15 protein-coding genes are annotated in these 16,250 nt (G+C 42.3%); 6 read left to right on the top strand and 9 right to left on the bottom strand.

Translation table 11 applies throughout. The features are described from left to right. Window positions 1–90 precede the first annotated feature (90 nt). From ABGV42_RS05275 to ABGV42_RS05265, 3 genes are all read left to right on the top strand, one after another. Window positions 91–552, top strand: coding sequence for a nuclear transport factor 2 family protein (locus ABGV42_RS05275; RefSeq protein WP_347380710.1), 462 nt, complete (start codon window positions 91–93; stop codon window positions 550–552). Further along, a complete protein-coding gene (locus ABGV42_RS05270) occupies window positions 549–1,130 on the top strand; it encodes a TetR/AcrR family transcriptional regulator (protein ID WP_347380709.1) in 582 nt (193 codons plus the stop codon). Before ABGV42_RS05275 ends, ABGV42_RS05270 begins: the two co-directional genes overlap by 4 nt. 101 nt (window positions 1,131–1,231) lie before the next feature. Then, window positions 1,232–1,702 (top strand): DinB family protein, encoded by a 471-nt coding sequence (locus ABGV42_RS05265; protein WP_347380708.1) that lies wholly within the window; start codon window positions 1,232–1,234, stop codon window positions 1,700–1,702. 258 nt (window positions 1,703–1,960) lie between these two features. Here the strand turns inward: ABGV42_RS05265 and ABGV42_RS05260 are convergent, their stop codons facing one another. The 4 genes from ABGV42_RS05260 to ABGV42_RS05245 all read right to left on the bottom strand — a co-directional run bounded on the left by ABGV42_RS05260 (window position 1,961) and on the right by ABGV42_RS05245 (window position 6,141). After that, window positions 1,961–2,944 carry a glycoside hydrolase family 43 protein gene (locus ABGV42_RS05260; RefSeq protein ID WP_347380707.1) on the bottom strand — a complete coding sequence of 328 codons (984 nt, stop codon included), beginning with the start codon at window positions 2,942–2,944 and terminating at the stop codon, window positions 1,961–1,963. 28 nt (window positions 2,945–2,972) lie between these two features. Next, window positions 2,973–3,791, bottom strand: coding sequence for a carbohydrate ABC transporter permease (locus tag ABGV42_RS05255; RefSeq protein WP_431523636.1), 819 nt, complete (start codon window positions 3,789–3,791; stop codon window positions 2,973–2,975). Window positions 3,792–3,822: 31 nt separating this feature from the next. Next, on the bottom strand, window positions 3,823–4,719 hold the full coding sequence (locus ABGV42_RS05250) for a carbohydrate ABC transporter permease (RefSeq protein ID WP_347380705.1): 897 nt from the start codon (window positions 4,717–4,719) through the stop codon (window positions 3,823–3,825). An 84-nt stretch (window positions 4,720–4,803) separates the two neighbouring features. Then, window positions 4,804–6,141, bottom strand: a complete 1,338-nt coding sequence (locus ABGV42_RS05245) for an ABC transporter substrate-binding protein (RefSeq protein ID WP_095357893.1) — start codon at window positions 6,139–6,141, stop codon at window positions 4,804–4,806. Between the two features lie 253 nt (window positions 6,142–6,394). Here ABGV42_RS05245 and ABGV42_RS05240 point away from each other — a divergent pair, with 253 nt between their 5' ends. Further along, the gene (locus tag ABGV42_RS05240; protein ID WP_347380704.1) at window positions 6,395–7,468 is read left to right on the top strand and encodes a GntR family transcriptional regulator; all 1,074 of its coding nucleotides are present in this window, start codon (window positions 6,395–6,397) and stop codon (window positions 7,466–7,468) included. 688 nt (window positions 7,469–8,156) lie between these two features. Here ABGV42_RS05240 and ABGV42_RS05235 read toward each other — a convergent pair. The 5 genes from ABGV42_RS05235 to ABGV42_RS05215 all read right to left on the bottom strand — a co-directional run bounded on the left by ABGV42_RS05235 (window position 8,157) and on the right by ABGV42_RS05215 (window position 14,757). Further along, window positions 8,157–10,646: an FAD-dependent oxidoreductase gene (locus ABGV42_RS05235; RefSeq protein WP_347380703.1), complete on the bottom strand. Its 2,490-nt coding sequence runs from the start codon at window positions 10,644–10,646 to the stop codon at window positions 8,157–8,159. After that, the gene (locus ABGV42_RS05230) at window positions 10,643–10,957 is read right to left on the bottom strand and encodes an ArsR/SmtB family transcription factor (protein WP_347380702.1); all 315 of its coding nucleotides are present in this window, start codon (window positions 10,955–10,957) and stop codon (window positions 10,643–10,645) included. Before ABGV42_RS05230 ends, ABGV42_RS05235 begins: the two co-directional genes overlap by 4 nt. Window positions 10,958–11,424: 467 nt before the next feature. Further along, the gene (locus ABGV42_RS05225; protein WP_347380701.1) at window positions 11,425–12,360 is read right to left on the bottom strand and encodes a bifunctional helix-turn-helix transcriptional regulator/GNAT family N-acetyltransferase; all 936 of its coding nucleotides are present in this window, start codon (window positions 12,358–12,360) and stop codon (window positions 11,425–11,427) included. A gap of 356 nt (window positions 12,361–12,716) precedes the next feature. Beyond that, entirely contained in the window at window positions 12,717–14,069 is a 1,353-nt protein-coding gene (locus ABGV42_RS05220) for a sensor histidine kinase (RefSeq protein WP_347380700.1), read from the bottom strand. 1 nt (window position 14,070) lies between these two features. Further along, window positions 14,071–14,757, bottom strand: coding sequence for a response regulator transcription factor (locus tag ABGV42_RS05215; RefSeq protein WP_347380699.1), 687 nt, complete (start codon window positions 14,755–14,757; stop codon window positions 14,071–14,073). Window positions 14,758–14,962: 205 nt separating this feature from the next. Here ABGV42_RS05215 and ABGV42_RS05210 point away from each other — a divergent pair, with 205 nt between their 5' ends. Both ABGV42_RS05210 and ABGV42_RS05205 read left to right on the top strand, forming a co-directional pair. Then, the gene (locus ABGV42_RS05210; protein ID WP_347380698.1) at window positions 14,963–15,181 is read left to right on the top strand and encodes a hypothetical protein; all 219 of its coding nucleotides are present in this window, start codon (window positions 14,963–14,965) and stop codon (window positions 15,179–15,181) included. Between the two features lie 19 nt (window positions 15,182–15,200). Continuing rightward, window positions 15,201–16,241 carry a DJ-1/PfpI family protein gene (locus ABGV42_RS05205; RefSeq protein WP_347380697.1) on the top strand — a complete coding sequence of 347 codons (1,041 nt, stop codon included), beginning with the start codon at window positions 15,201–15,203 and terminating at the stop codon, window positions 16,239–16,241. The last annotated feature ends 9 nt before the right edge of the window (window positions 16,242–16,250 follow it).

The following is a 16,250-nucleotide window of genomic DNA, read 5'->3' as shown; positions in this document are numbered from 1 at the left end:
AAATTGGTATTGAATTTGGGGTGTAAACTTGCATTTATAAACCGATCGGTTTATACTAACACAAACGGTATAGAAAGCGAGGAAAATGTAATGAATATTTTAACTCCCCCATTCACTCGTGAGACAGCGATCCAAAAAACTCGTATGGCCGAAGACAGCTGGAATAGCCGAGACCCTCAGCGCGTCTCACTTGTGTATACTGAGGATTGTTATTGGAGAAATCGGAGCGAATTTATAACAGGCCGCCAAGAAATTGTCTCTTTACTAACTAGAAAATGGGCCAAAGAACTGGACTACCGCCTGATCAAGGAGCTTTGGTCATTTACAGATAACCGTATTGCCGTTCGATTCGCATATGAATGGCATGATGATAGTGGCAATTGGTTCAGATCGTATGGAAACGAGAATTGGAAATTCGCTGACGACGGCTTGATGAAGCGTAGATTTGCTTCGATTAATGACATGCCGATTAAGGAAGAGGAACGAAAATTTCATTGGCCTCTCGGCACGCGCCCCGCTGAACACCCAAGCCTAAGTGAGTTAAACCTATGACTCGCACTGTTTTTGAAAAGTCTGATGTCATCCCTCTCGTTGCTGAGGTATTTCGTGAATTAGGTTATGAGGGCGCATCTTTAAGTAAAATAACAGCTCGTACGCGTCTATCTAAAGGAAGCTTATATTATTTCTTTCCGGGTGGAAAAGATGAGATGGCTACTGAAATTCTTGCTCATATTGATCAATGGTTTATCAAGAACATTTTTGAACCACTCGAAAAGAATGAACCCCGTGCAGCCATTGATCATATGTGGCAAGAGGTCGATACTTATTTTCAATCTGGTCAGCGTATATGCCTTATTGGTGCATTCGCATTGGACGAAACAAGAGATCGATTCGCTGCTGTAATTCGGCAATATTTTATAAGATGGATTGAAGCCTTAAGCGCGGCACTAATTCAAACAGGTATCTCTAAAGCGACGGCTGACCAAATTTCAGAGGAAACAATTGCTAGTATCCAAGGGGCATTAATTCTAAGTAGAGCACTTCATGATGAATCCTATTTTGAACGTGCGTTGGCAAATCTATCACAACGAGTCTCAAGTTATGTTTCTAAAAGCAACTCTGGTCACTGACACAAAAGTGTTCTTAGTAAAAATAGCGTAATTTCCTCACCCAAAAAAACAGGTAATTCTTTCTTAACCATTTCATTAGCGACTTTATGGGGGGCAATATCATGAGCAATGTTGTCGCAGATCAATTGGGATTTGTTCGCCGTCAGGCAGTTGAATATGTGAGGAGTATAAATGACGCTGCGTCAGATATAATTCCACCAGGTTTGAAAAACAATATAAAATGGAATCTAGGCCACATGTATGTTATACATGAGAAGTTCGCTTTCCAACTTACTGGGGAAGAAACCAATTATCCTGCTAATTTTAGCAAGTTGTTTGATCCAGGAACGCAACCGTCTGACTGGAATATAGAACCTCCAACGATGTCTAAATTAATCGCCTTGTTAGCGGAACAAATTGAAAGGGTTGAATCGATACTTTCAAGCAAATTGAAAAAAGAAATCAATCCTCATTACAAGTCTTCTACAGGACTTATCTTTACAAATGTAGAAGAATTACTGGGTTTTCTGATTTACCATGAAGCAATGCACTTTGCAACAATTAAAAATATCAAGAGCATAATTGATAGTTAGGATTATTAAAGAATTTGTTAAATCGAATGCCTTGCCATGAAATACTGAGTGTTATTTTATCATAATATTAGTATTGTCCCTTCACTAAAACGAACAAACCGGCAAATGCAACAGGGCGCCAACGCTGATTCCTTGGACTTATCTGTAAAGCGAAATCGAAGGCACCCATTTGGGTGCCTTCGATGTTCGTACTGTCTCTCTTTGGCAAGTTGGATAAACGAACTCAAACCCATCAACCAACCTTGTTGGGTCACTCATTCACTGCACAGAACGTGCAAGTGCTGCAACCGAACCGCGGAAATCGGGTCTGCCGTCAGCCGTCCACAAAAGCTCCGTCACAAATGTATGGCGATTCGGATCGTACAGCGGATCTCCTATAACTTTCTTGTACGTTCTTGCATGGAACACAAATAGCGTCTTTTCGTCGGTCTCTGACACCGTGAAGGAATTATGACCGGGACCATACATCGAGATGCTCTCATCTGTCGATAAAACCGCTGACTGCGACTTGCGCCATGAGGCGGCATCGAGCAAATCAGCATCCGCATCGGCTTCAAGCAGGCCCATGCAATAATTGAAATCAGTAGCGCTAGCCGAATAAGAGAGGAATACCCGATTGCCCTTGCGAAGAAATGCCGCGCCTTCGTTCACTTTATAACCAATGATCTCCCAGTCATATTCCGGCATCGAAATCATCGTTTGCGACCCAGTCAGCGTCCACGGATTGCTCATTTTAGATATATACAGATTAGAGTTACCTTCGATATTCGGATCCTTTTGTGCCCATACGTAATAACGGCTGCCATTATGCTCAAAGGTAGTGGCATCGAGGGCGAAGCTTTCCCACGCGGTACGAACCTGTCCTCTTTCCGTCCAACTGCCTTCGAGCGGGTTGGCATGTTCATTCTCCAGCACGTACATCCGATGGTCGAACAAGCCTTCATTCGTATCCGTCGTGTGTGCGGCAGCGAAATACACGTACCATTTGTCATCAATAAAATGCAGTTCAGGCGCCCAGATATTGGCACTAAGGATACCAGTCTCGCGCTTTCTCCAGATCACTACAGGAGTTGAAGTAACAAGCCCCTCAAGGCTCTGGGCTCTACGGATTTCAATCCGATCATACTCAGGAACAGATGCTACGAAATAATAATATCCATCCGAATGTCGGTAAATAAAAGGATCTGCTCTCTGCTCAATTAATGGTTGAATGTCGTGTAACGCTCTTTGTTGGATTTCCATCTTATCACCTGCTTCATCATAATATACACTACCCTTTAACAGCACCTGCAGTCATACCGTCTATGAAATATTTCTGGAAAGCAATAAACAGTATGAAAATTGGAATGATGGAGAAGAAGGAGCCTACGATCAATAGGTCATAGTTATTGCCATAAGGAGTTAACAACGTTTTCAAACCGATTGGAAGAGTAAATTTACTCTGATCTCCGAGCACCATGAATGGCCACAACAGATTATTCCAGCTATTCATACCATTCAGAATGGCCATTGCTGCAAAGGATGGCTTCATAATCGGCATAATTAGTCTGAAATAAATCGCATATTCGTTTGCGCCATCAACCCGCCCAGATTGAATAATCTCTTTGGGTATGCTTCTTAGATATTGCCTGAAGAAAAATATCGTCGCGGCATTGGCTACACCTGGAAGAATGATTGCTGAATAGCTATTCACCATTTTCAAATCATTAATCAGGCTGTACAAAGGAACCAGCAGTATTTCGAAAGGCACCATCATAATGAGCAAAACACATATAAAGAGGAAGTTCTTACCCTTAAAATCATATGCTGCGAAACCATATCCAACAAATGCGCTTACAAAAAGTGTTAAAACCACTTGAACGATGGTTAAAGTCATACTGTTCCAAAACCATACAAAATAATCATGTTCTCCAGTAAACAGATAGATGAAATTGTCAAAACTCATGATACTAAAATCCAAACTTAGGTTAAGACCATATCTAATTAATGATTCACCTGGTTTAAAGGAAGATAGGGCCACTGCATAGAATGGAATCATAATGATAACGAATAGTACAATAAACAAACAAATAATTACTATTCTGGAAATAAAATTATTCCTCGTCTGACTTTTGCCCACTTTAATCCTCCTCCTTTTTGAACATTCCACTAAATTTCAACTGCGTTAAATTGATAATCATAGCAATGACTAACAGAATGATCCCAACTGCAGCTGCGTAACCCAGCTTATTCTTCTCAATCCCTTGTCTATACAAAAATCCAACAATGGTTAAGCCAATATTTTTGGGTGAATTGTTACCGTTAAACATCATCAGGCTCTCGGTAAACATGGCTAAACCTGCATAAACACTAATTGTCGTAACATATACCGTGGTCGGCTTCAATAATGGCATTGTGATCGTTCTAAACTTCTGCCAAGCAGATGCCCCGTCAATTGAAGCAGCCTCATAATATTCATTGTCAATGCTTTTCAAACCGGATAGATAGTAAAGCATATTAACACCTGTCCATCTCCAACATGCGAGGATTAACAGTGCTGCCATACTCCATTCTCCGTCTTTCAGGAATTTAATAGGCTCTACACCAAATAGACCTAGGAAACTGTTCATTAATGAACCTTCCATTTCACCAAATGTAAGGCGGAAAATAGTACCCGCAACTGCTACAGATGTCAATGCAGGGAGAAAGAACGAAGATTTAAAAAACTCTCTTCCCAGCATTAACTTACTGTTGATCATAACGGCGAATAACATGGGAAAGGGAATTAACAGCACTAAGGTTCCTAACATGTATACAACGCTATTTTTAATCGACGTCAAAAACACTTTATCTGTAAGTAATTTCGAATAATTCGCTTCACCAATCCATTTAGGATCCTGTCCCAACATCTTATCTTGAAAGCTCATTATGAATGAATTTACAAGCGGATAGAACCAGAATAACAAAAATATGAGTATAAATGGCAATACAAAAACATAAGGCGCAACCTTTTGAGAGTATACAAATTTCTTTATCATATTCTCAATCTCCCTTGACTATGGTTAAACCTGCCGACTACTATACCTGCCGACAGGTTTAATCAAATCATTTACTTATTATATTTATTTCAATTCTTGTTCAATTGCTTCTTGTGCTTCATCCAGCGCTTCCTTCACGTCTTGGCCATCTTCAAAGATAGCATTCAAGGTAACCGTATTGAAAATATTGCCGATGGTCGGTGAAGCTTTAACGGACTTGATCGCTCTAATTTCGTCCTTGATTTCATTCAAAGTATCAAATGCATTTGTTTTAAAGTATTGGACGTATTCATTATCAGGGTTTTTCGTTACTGCATCATCTTGCCATACTTCCATGTTGATTGGGTCAAATCCAAGTGTATTCCAGATTTCAGTCGTAGCTTCTTTCGAAAGCTTAGCAAAGGCTACAAATTCTTTGGCCAACTGAACGTCTTTACCATTCTTAGTAACCACTGTGCCAGTACCGCCTAAGCCAACAGAACGAGGATTACCTTCTTCAAATACAGGCAATGGAGCAATTGCATACTTCCCTTTAAGGTCCTTCATTTCGTTTACAAAGCGGGACATGTACCACTCAGGCATCAATGCGCTCGCGTAGTTGCCTTTGTTGTATTCGCCTTTTGCTTCTTCTGTGTCGGGTTGACCGCCAGGGATCGTATGAATAACATTGTTCTTCTGCAGATCGACTAACATTTCATACGCTTTAATCATTTCAGGCGAGTTCACTTTTGGATTACCATTTTCATCTGTAAAATCAGCGTTTTGTTGAGCTAGCAGCAGCGATGCTTGCCACGTAGCTGATGTATCAGCAGTACCTAAGTACTTGCCAGTCTTTTCATAAACCTTGATACCTGCTTGTTTGTAATCTTCCCACGTTTTGATTGTCTTGTAGTCAACACCTGCTTGTTCGAGAATTTCAGTGTTGTAGAAAGCAAGCGTAGCACCTACGTGATAATCAAAGCCATAAACCTGGTCGGCTTTGGAGTAAATCTCCACACGTGAAGGAACAACAACGTCTTTGTATGGTGCAAATACATCATTCAAAGATTCCAGTGGAACGTTGTCACCTTCCAAGAATTTAGGGAATTGACCCAGCTCGATATCCGCGATATCAGGAGCACCTTTTCCGCTTGTAACTGCCAATAAGAGCTTGTTGTGCATATCGTCGTAAGGCATAACCGTTACATTCAACTTAATCTGTTTGTCTGGGTTCTCTTGGTTCCATAACCCCAGCATTTTATCCAAATGCTTGCCGTGCAAATCTACGAAGGTCCAAAATGACAATTCCGTTGCATTCTCACCGGCATTAGCGCCTAATTGCTGTGTTTCCGTTTTTGAATCAGAAGGTGTACCACATGCTGTAAAAACAAGTGACATAATAAGGACTGTAACGATGGAGATTAAAGTACTGCGTTTTTTCATTTTTTCGTCATCCTCTCTTTTTTTGTTATGCATTTGAAAAGTCGGCTGACTAGTTAGTTCTGTTAATTTAAGCGGGTTCAATCTACCTTGGCACCACCATCCTTAACATAAATTCTAACCGTTCAAAGATAAGACCCCTTCGCAACAAATTCTCAGATTCCATATTGTAAGCGCTTTACATGCCGTATTATAATATAGATGAAATATGCTTTATATAACCAATTGATTATAAAATCATAAAGTTTATAGGGAGATGCAACTTTTGAAAAAGCTGGCGCTCTACAAACAAATTCGTGAAGATATTCTACAGAAAATTAAATCAGGGCGGCTTCGGCCAACGGACCGAATTCCTTCTGAGCAAGAACTAATGGACGAATTCAGAGTAAGTAAAATAACCGTCAGGAACGCCCTAACCCTACTAGCTGACGAAGGATTAATTATACGCGTACAAGGCAAAGGCTCTTTCGTCTCTTCTAGTCTCGTTGTTTCCAGCATCAATTCTCTGCCATCCCCATGCAGCGCGTCCTCCATGCCGCTCATCGGCTTCATCATTCCGACGATGAGGACCCGTGTCATTCAGAAGCTCGTTGATTACACGGAACAATTCCTGCATGAAGCCGGTCTCAGCATGATACTTAGCATCACGCGCGAGTCCTCCTCTATTGAATCCAACGTCATTCGTACACTGACGGAGCTTGGTGTGAAGGGGCTGATCGTTTTTCCGACAGAAGATGAGAAATACAACGAATCATTACTGCGTCTGTCGCTCGATAAATTCCCGTGTGTGTTCATCGACCGCTATCTGCGAAACATTGAGACGTACACCATTACTTCCGACAATTACGGCGGTGCGTACAAGGCTGTCTCCCATTTGCTATCCAAGAGTCATCAGCAGATTGCACTCATCTCACCTGAAAATGCCAATACAGCCGTCGAGGATCGCACGCTCGGCTTCGAGCAGGCGTACACAGATCAAGGCATCTCGATTGACAAGAGCTTGTGGTGTCACATCCCTCTCGACATTCTACGCGGCGAGCAAGCATTGGACTATGTAAGCGACTTCTTGCAGGAACACAGCGAAATTTCAGCAGTCTTCTCCTTGACTGAAGAAACCGCACGCCTTACATCGGCCGCTATCCGTCGTCTGAACGATCACTCAAATATCGATTTGCTATCTTTCGATAATCCACATCTTTCTGGCGTAGCTTATGTACAGCAGGATGAACAGGAAATGGCACGAACAGCCGTAAAGCTGTTACGTGAACAAATGGAAGATATTTATTCTCCTAAGAACGCCGTCATTCCCGTGCAACTCATCTTCCCTTGACACGACAAACGTTGCAGCCAGGTGATAGGTGAACTGGGCATATCGATTGGTTTTACCGGCGATGTTGTTCATGATTGTCTGCCCGACTTTTTTAAGACTCACGACAAGATTTGGACCTACTTCACCGTGCCAAAGTACTTCCGGCGGCAATCCTCATTCGGTTCGATGACTACTTTCGAACACTGAAGGAACTCAATGACCCTTTCATCCAACGGCGCTGGGAAACATCATAGACCAAGAATAGCGAAAAAGCGAAAGTACCGTCAAAAGCACGTTCGCTGCCAGCATCGACACTTCTGACACTTTTCTTTCCCAGCCTCGGGGAGTCTCCTCCTAATCGAAAATGAGATCATGTTCTTGTCTATTTCGGCAATCGGACTATGGTCTTGTTAATTCCGGTAATCGGTACAAGTTCTTGTCCTTGGCTTGGGACAAGAACTTGGTTCCATAAAAATAAAAAAGCCGCTAAAATAGCGACTTTTAATGGAACTATATTCTTGTCCCGCGACACTTTCTTTCTGTTGCTTACAGAGCGTTTTTCGCCCTTTTATAAGTAATAAAGATAATGCAACTGAGTAAAGTATATCATTACTCTTCCCACTAACTTCTAACTTCTCTAGTAAAGTGTCACTTGATCTTCTTTGTCTCATAATAACGTTGTATTCATTAACTCAAAGTAGGAATTAACTTAAATAAACAGGTTATGATTTGCTTGGGATGCTTCTCCCAGATAGTAACCGACCCCACCAATTGTAACTTGATCTATTAATTCTTCACGCTGAATGCCCATTAAATCCATGGACATTTGGCAGGCTACCAACTCAGCCCCTTGCGCAATGACGGACTCTATCAATTCTTCTAAAGACGGAACATTATTATTTTTCATCAAGCCACGAATAATCTTTGGACCAACACCAAGCATATTCATTTTGGACATACCAAGCTTCTTGCTGCCACGTGGCAGCATCATATCAAACATTCGGCCAATCATGGTTTTGGATACAGGCTGCGTCTGATGCTTCCGAATAACATTCAATCCCCAAAATGTGAAAAACATCGTTACTTTACGCCCACTTGCTGCAGCACCATTTGCAATAATAAGCGAGGCAATGGCTTTATCCAGATCGCCGCTGAAGACAACCATCGTGCTAGCAGGATCTTGGTGGCTAGACAAATTGGAAACGGGTTGCACTGATTTCTTGGCAATGACAGCCTCTATAATTCCGCCTTTGATTCGTTCCAGGTGTAAGAGCGCGGATCCAGACATGGTTGCCCATGCTTTCACATCCTCATAGAATCCTGGATCGGAAGCTTTTACCCTCAAGGTCTCTCCATCAGAAAGTTGACCCATCTTTTGCTTAACTTGTATTAATGGACCAGGACAACTTAAGCCGCATACGTTCAATTCATTATCGATGCGTTGGGGCTGTTCAGAAGTTGGTTTGATCGTCTCCGATTTTGGCGCTTCGATCACTGGTTTATTATTTTTCTTACCCCCATGATTATTATGATTGACAGAAGAAATTGGGGTAGGCTTAAACTGAGCTTGACGGTATGTTTTGTAGCCTCCACTCAAGTTTTTCACGCTGAAGCCATGCTGACGCAAAATTTGTGAAGCAGTATATCCACGCAGACCAACTTGGCAGTATACCCAGACGTCTTTTGAGTTATCTAATTCATTTAACCGCTGGCGAAGCTCATCCACTGAGATATTAATTGAACCCGGAATATTCCCATTGCGGTACTCCAGCTCACTGCGTACATCCAACAGTATTGACTGCTCCGGCTGACGTTCGGACAACTGATCATAGGTGAAGGTTTCAACACGACCGGTCAAAATATTCTCTGCTGCATAGCCAGCCATATTCACCGGATCTTTTGCAGAAGAATAAGGTGGTGCGTAACTCAGTTCAAGCTCTGTTAAATCTCGGATGTGACCCCCAAAATGAATGGCTACGGCAATGTCATCAATCCGTTTATCCACTCCGTCATAACCGACGGCTTGTGCACCTAAAATCTTACCTTCCGGTGTGAACAGCAACTTAAGCGTAACCGCACTGGAACCTGGATAATACGATGCATGAGAGGCGGGATGTACGATTACAGATCGATATTCCACGCCGAGACGCTTTAGTGTTTTCTCATTACTTCCTGTCGTAGCTCCTGTCATTCCGAATACTTTAATAATGGATGTCCCTTGTGTTCCTTTATAGGTCGAACTTAGTCCGGCAATTCGATCGGCAACAATTCTTCCTTGTTTGTTGGCAGGTCCGGCAAGTGGAATAGCTGTCTTAGTACCATGAATGGTTTCAGTTACTTCGATAGCATCGCCAACAGCATAGATATGTGGCTCACTGCTTTCCAGAGCTTCATTAACAATGATATGTCCACGTGTGCCCAGGGGAATGCCGCTACTTTTCAGAAAAGATGTATCCGGGGTTACCCCTATCGCAAGAATAACCAGGTCAGCTTTCAGAACATGACCATCAGCAAGCTCTACTCCAATGCCCTTCTCAAGAGAATGAAATCCCTGAACACGCTGGGAGAACAGCAGGTTTACACCATTCTGCTCCATCTCCTGGGCCAAAGCTGCTGCCAGTTCAGCATCAAACGGGGTGAGCAGCTGTCCATTTCCCTCAATTAACGTTACATTCAATCCGGCTTCCTTTAAATTCTCTGCCATTTCAACACCAATAAATCCACCGCCTATAACAATTGTTGATTGGTTGTTAGATGAACTAATTTGTTTTTTGATCCGATCAATATCAGGAATGCTGCGTACGGTGTATATCAGTGGATTGTCCTTACCCGGTAAATCGGGAACGATTGGTTTTGCGCCTGGTGACAAAATTAACTCGTCATAGCTTTCTTCATAGTGACCATGCTCTTGGCTCTGCACTCGAACCGTACGCTTTTGCGGATCAATCGCCATGACCTCGCTGCTTGTACGCACTTCAATACGAAAGCGATCTGCCATTCCTTTTGGTGTTTGTACCAGCAAACGCTCTCGATCCTCAATCGAGCCGCCAATATAATAAGGTAAGCCGCAATTGGCAAACGATATATAGGGGCCTTTTTCAAAGATAATAATCTCGGCATGTTCATCCAGACGGCGCAGACGTGCAGCCGCAGATGCCCCGCCTGCCACACCGCCAACAATCAGTATTTTTTTGCTCATGATTCACAGTTTTCCTTTCCAAACAAAGTAGTTATAATCTGTTCAACCCGTTGATCTGCAAGCACATAATTCACTTCAAGACCATTCCGCTCTGTAGCGACAATACCGGCACTGCGAAGCTTCTGCAAGTGCTGAGATACGGTTGATTGCGGTAGATCAAGACATTCCTGCATATATGAAACATTACATTTCTTTTTTCGCATCAATCCACGGACAATACATAAACGAATCGGGTGAGATAAAGCTTTCAGCAGATTAGCGGGTTCGTCGAACTGTTTTAGATTATTGATATCAAAAGCGGGTGTGTTCAAAAGTGTTCCTCCTAAATCAATATAACGCAATATTACGATATAATGATTTTGATGTCAATATGCACTCTTTTATTCAAATTCATCTCCCATTCTTTATTCTGAGAAAAAGGTATAACACACTTTGTAGGAGGAATTATACCTTTTTTTTAAACAAGCTTAGTCAGTAGAAGTTATATAATTCCGTTTTTTTAATTCTTGTATAGAAAAATATAAAGTATAGTTTCCATACTCGAGAATTTTGTCCAGAAAAAAGATTTAATTGCTCTTGAGAGCTAGTTTTAATTTTTAAATGGTAACAGCCTTCTCCTGATACTCGGTGAACCTCTAAGTATTATGAGATTTTAACTACATATGCTTATTATTTAGATATCAATCGGTAATCGGTACAAGTTCTTGTCCTTAGCTAGGGCCCCGAACTTGTACCGATTACATAAAAAAAAGCCGCTAAATTAGCGACTTCAATGGAACTATGTTCTTGTCCCTCGACAACTTTGTAACTTTAGTTCCCAATGTTCATCCACAAGGTCTTGCCCCCACATCAATTGCTCATTTGCTTCAGTTAGCTCAAATCCGAATTTACTATATAATCTTCGAGCTGTTTTCAGTTGACTTACCGTTTCTAAAGATAATTTTTCATATTGCGTGTTTTGGCAATAATTAATTAATGTTTGTATTAATTTCGTTCCTACACCTTTTCCACGAACAGACGTATCAATAAAGAACCATCTTAATAGAGCTGTTTTATCATCTTTTTTGACTAAACCTATGCATCCAGCAAATACCCCATCTACTTCTGCAATCCATATCTTTTCGATTTCTGCTTCAAAAGTACTTCGGAGATAAGCTATAAATTTTTCATCAAATCCACAGTTTTCTGTATAGAATTCTCTTTGTTTCTCAATCATTATTTTCTTATCATCGTCTGTATATTGATCTCGTATAGTAACAACCGATTCATCTTCATTTTGTTGTTTGGTTAATATATTTTCAATTGTCACCATTGAATCCAAAAGTTTTTGTTGATCTCTCAAACTTATATCTTCCAAAAGCTTCGCTAATTGTTGATTAGCTTTATTTTCTAGACTCTGATAAACATCTTTTCCTTCTGAAGTCAAATGAAGGAAGAAAACACGACTATCATTTTTGCATTTTTCCTTATAGATAATATTTTTATTTTCAAAACTTTTTAATACTCTACTGACATATCCCTTATCTAATTTTAATTCTTCTTGTAATACTCTCGCTGTACAAGCATTTATTTTATTTATTTCATATAACATTCTAATCTCTGGTAAAGATAAAGAGTCATCATACACATGTTGATTAAAGAAAGATTGGTAGTTAAGATAAAAACGATTGAATTTTCTGATTCCACTGACTAAAGAAAGATTAGGTTGTGGCATGATAAAAAAAACTCCTACAAATTAAATTAGTTGACAAAATCAACTTGTTAAAATAATAAGTGATTTAGTTGAAGAAATCAACTATTTTCTGGAGTTTTTAAAATCTTCTCGCTTAACCTACAAAGACCATCTTGAATCATTAATTGCAACATTTATCCGTCACCCATTTCTGTTTTGTTTCTCAGCCGTGAAATTACGATTAAGTAAATTATCGGCGATACGCTCGACTGGCTTGTAGATCCAGCTTTTGCATCAGACGTAGTTCCCTCGTTGATCCAATAGACCAAGCTCACCCTGCTCACGTTATTGCGCTTCGGTTAAACCTAGTTTTTTCCAACGATATGAAATAAAAACGACTATAGATCATCCGAATCCATCTGCTCTATGGTTGCTGCAGGTAACCATCCTTCAAGCAGTGCTCCTCCTTCCGGATGATTGCTTGCGGCAAGTTCGCCTCCGTGCTGCCTAACAATTCTTTGTGAAATGGTTAAGCCTAATCCGCTGCCACCGGTTGAACGACTTCTGGATGTTTCCCCTCGATATAGGGGTTCAAATACATGCTCAAGTTCTTCGGCAGTGAAGCCCGGCCCGGTATCGCGTATCGTAAACTTAACCTTATCACCAACTTTGTTACACTGGACTTCGATGTCACCACCTGCAGATGAGTGTCTTACGGCATTATCCAGAAGATTATTCATGGCTCGCTCTAATAAATGCATATCTCCGTGAATGTTGCAGCCTTCTGTTACATGGAATGAGATCGATATTTCTCTTTGCCGAGCCAGCGGACTCAGACTGTCTAACGAATTCCGGATCACTCGGTTCAAATTAACCGTTTTCGTGTTCAGTTCAGACTCCATATACTCCATTTTTGTAAAAGTGAAAAGATCCTCTACCAAACGATCCAATTGTGCCGATTTATCCTTGCAAACCGCCACATATTGGGCCATTTTCTCCGGAGATTGAGCGATCCCTTTCTCCAGACCATCCAAGTAGCCCCGCAAAGCGAACAACGGTGTCCGTAAATCATGCGCAACAGCCGCGATGATGAATCGGCGCTCCTCTTCCAGTTCAGCCTGTTTTCGATAGGACTGCTCAATTCCCTTGACCATAACATCGAATCCGTCGCGGACTTCAGCGATTTCAGTGACCCTCGACATGGGTAACCGAACTTCCCAATCTCCTGTTGCAATTTGTCTTGCTGCGATACCCATCTTCTCGAGTGGTTTTAGAACGAATCGTCTCATTTCCATTCCGACAACAAAAATCGCAAGCAGTAGCCCGACAAAAGCCGACATCACTTGAAATTGGTTGGATTGAGGTAAGTACAGAACAACCCTTCCCAGCAACTGGCCGTCCTCGATGACGGAGAACCGCTCAGTTGATAAATTAGTGCCGCGTCTGTCAGGATTGGAACGATAAATTTCCTGATCTTCTGCGGATTGAATGAGAACATCCATCTTTGCTTCACGCAGCGCGGAATACAATTGGTTTTGCCAGACTGGATCTGACCATTGGTCTGTGTCCGATTCAATTCGCTGAGTCATTTCCGATATATTTCGTTGCCGGGTCTCGTTATGCAGCCGACCTTGCTCGAAGCTGAGTGTCTTGGTTTCCAAAAAGTGCGCAGTAACATAGAAGATCCACGGCAATAAGAGGATAAAGAAGAAGCAAAGCATAGTAAACGTACGAATGCGGAGTGACCTCATATTACCCTCCCTCAAAGCGATACCCTACTCCCCATACGTTGACCAGGAATAGCGGTTTATTCGGATCAGCTTCGATTTTCTCGCGAAGCCGACTAAGATGGACCCGAATTGTATGCCTGTCGCCCACCCCATCCCAAAATTTCGCTAGTAATTGTTCATAGGAGAAAACATGTCTCGGATGTTCAGCAAATAATCGCAGTAACTCATACTCCCTGGGGGTGAGCACGATGTTATTCCCATCCACTAGTACTTCTCTTGTGGACAGGTTTAATTTGATGCGGCCGTAATCCAAAACCCTGTTATCCATTTGTTGTGGGGAAGCGAAACGTCGCAATACGGCTTTTACTCTGGCAACAATTTCACCCGGCGAAGCGGTTTTGACGATGTAATCATCGCCTCCGAGAGTAAGGCCTCGAATCTTATCCACATCATCGCTGCGAGCACTCAAGAACAGGATTGGTACATTGCTCTCCCCGCGAATCCGGCGACAAAACTCAAATCCATTTTGTCCCGGCATCATAATGTCAAGAACAATGCAATCAACAGAGTTTTCCTTAAATATGTCCCACGCTTGAGCGGTGTCGCAAGCGGTTTTCACTTGAAAGTGGTCATTCTCTAGAAAATCCCTTAATAGCTCAACAATATCTGGGTCATCGTCTACAACCAGAATCGTCTTTGATACGCTCATGTTTATCCCACCTTTGCTTTCCTAGTTTATCATTTTTTATAACAAGAACTAACGCGAGCTTATGTATTGTGATGATTTGTTTATACTTTTGTGATCTTTTTTCATCTTTGTTTGAGATATTCGTTTGGTATGCTTCTATTTGCGCACACGACCAGTCCCAACTTCAGGTGATCGTTTCGAACACAATGATAAAGGAGGTATACATATGGGTTTGGAAAATAACGCCTTCTCGTTCTTTCCTTTCGGTGCTTTGTTTTGTCTCACACTGTTTTCTTTCCTGGCGGTTCGAGTATACGCGATTCGTTATCGTCACAAAAACGGTCATCAAAAGAATGACATCGATATGATTCTGAAGAACAGAATGGCCAACGGTGAAATTGATGAGAAGGAATATCGTAAGCTGAAAGATTTTTTGACTAAATAGAGACAAGGAGGATTTATGGATGCTTAACATTCAAATCGTGTTGTTTGACGGCTTCGACCTGTTGGATGCGATAGAGCCTTACGAGGTCTTCTATGCTGCCGCCATGAATGCTAAAAATGCGTTAAACGTAGAGCTGGTCACCGCCGAAGGACCAAGATCCGTGCCTAGCGGGATCAACGGGTTAAGGATTGAAGCGAGTGGCAGATTGGACCCGGAACGAGCGGGCATCATTCTCGTACCTGGCGCGTCCGGCGACGTCGAAGGAGATGGGCCTGATTCGGTTCCGGCTATTCTGAGCCGGGCCATGGATACCGAATTGACCGGCATGATCGAGCAGGCTCTCCAGCACAAAGAGAAGATAGTCGCTACAGTCTGTGGCGGTTCTCTGGTGCTTGCCATGGGAGGCCTCTTGGAAGGCAGACCTGCGGTAACGAACCATCTGGGCATGGACTTACTTGGTGCAACTGGAGCAGTTCCCATCTCGGCTCGCGTTGTGGACGACGGCAATCTGGTTACCGGCGGCGGCGTAACTTCAGGACTCGATGTAGCGCTGTATCTGGTGGAACGTGAACTTGGGCCTCGTATCGCTCACGCGGTAGAGCAGTTATTCGAATACGAACGAAGAGGCACGGTTTGGAAGGATATCGGGATAACACCAAGCGTTAATAAACCATTGACGAGCGAAGAGACAAACACCGTGGTGAACCAAACAGCGATGACCCCCACGCCCCGCACCGTGCACAGCAATAGCGTACAAGCAACGGTCTTCGACGGAGATTGGGATACCGCCCTCGCTACGCCCGTTGGAAAGCTGGAGGTCTTGCTCTCGATATCGACAAGACACGGTATGATCCATGGCACGGCGACGCAAGGAGATGAAACCATCGAGTTTATGAACCCGGTGCTCCAAGATGACAAGCTGGGCTGGTCAATTCGAATCACAAAACCCATGCGTTTGAATCTCAAATTTGAAGTTGTTGTCAATGGAAATCACATGGTTGGTATAGCTAAAGCCGGCCTCCTACCAGCATCCAAATTAACAGGAAATCGAATTTCCTAGCTTCGGGAG

Source organism: Paenibacillus pabuli, from assembly GCF_039831995.1.
GTDB lineage: Bacteria > Bacillota > Bacilli > Paenibacillales > Paenibacillaceae > Paenibacillus > Paenibacillus pabuli_C.
Note: the sequence above shows the minus strand (reverse complement) of the source record. Positions and strands in the feature narration are given on the sequence as shown.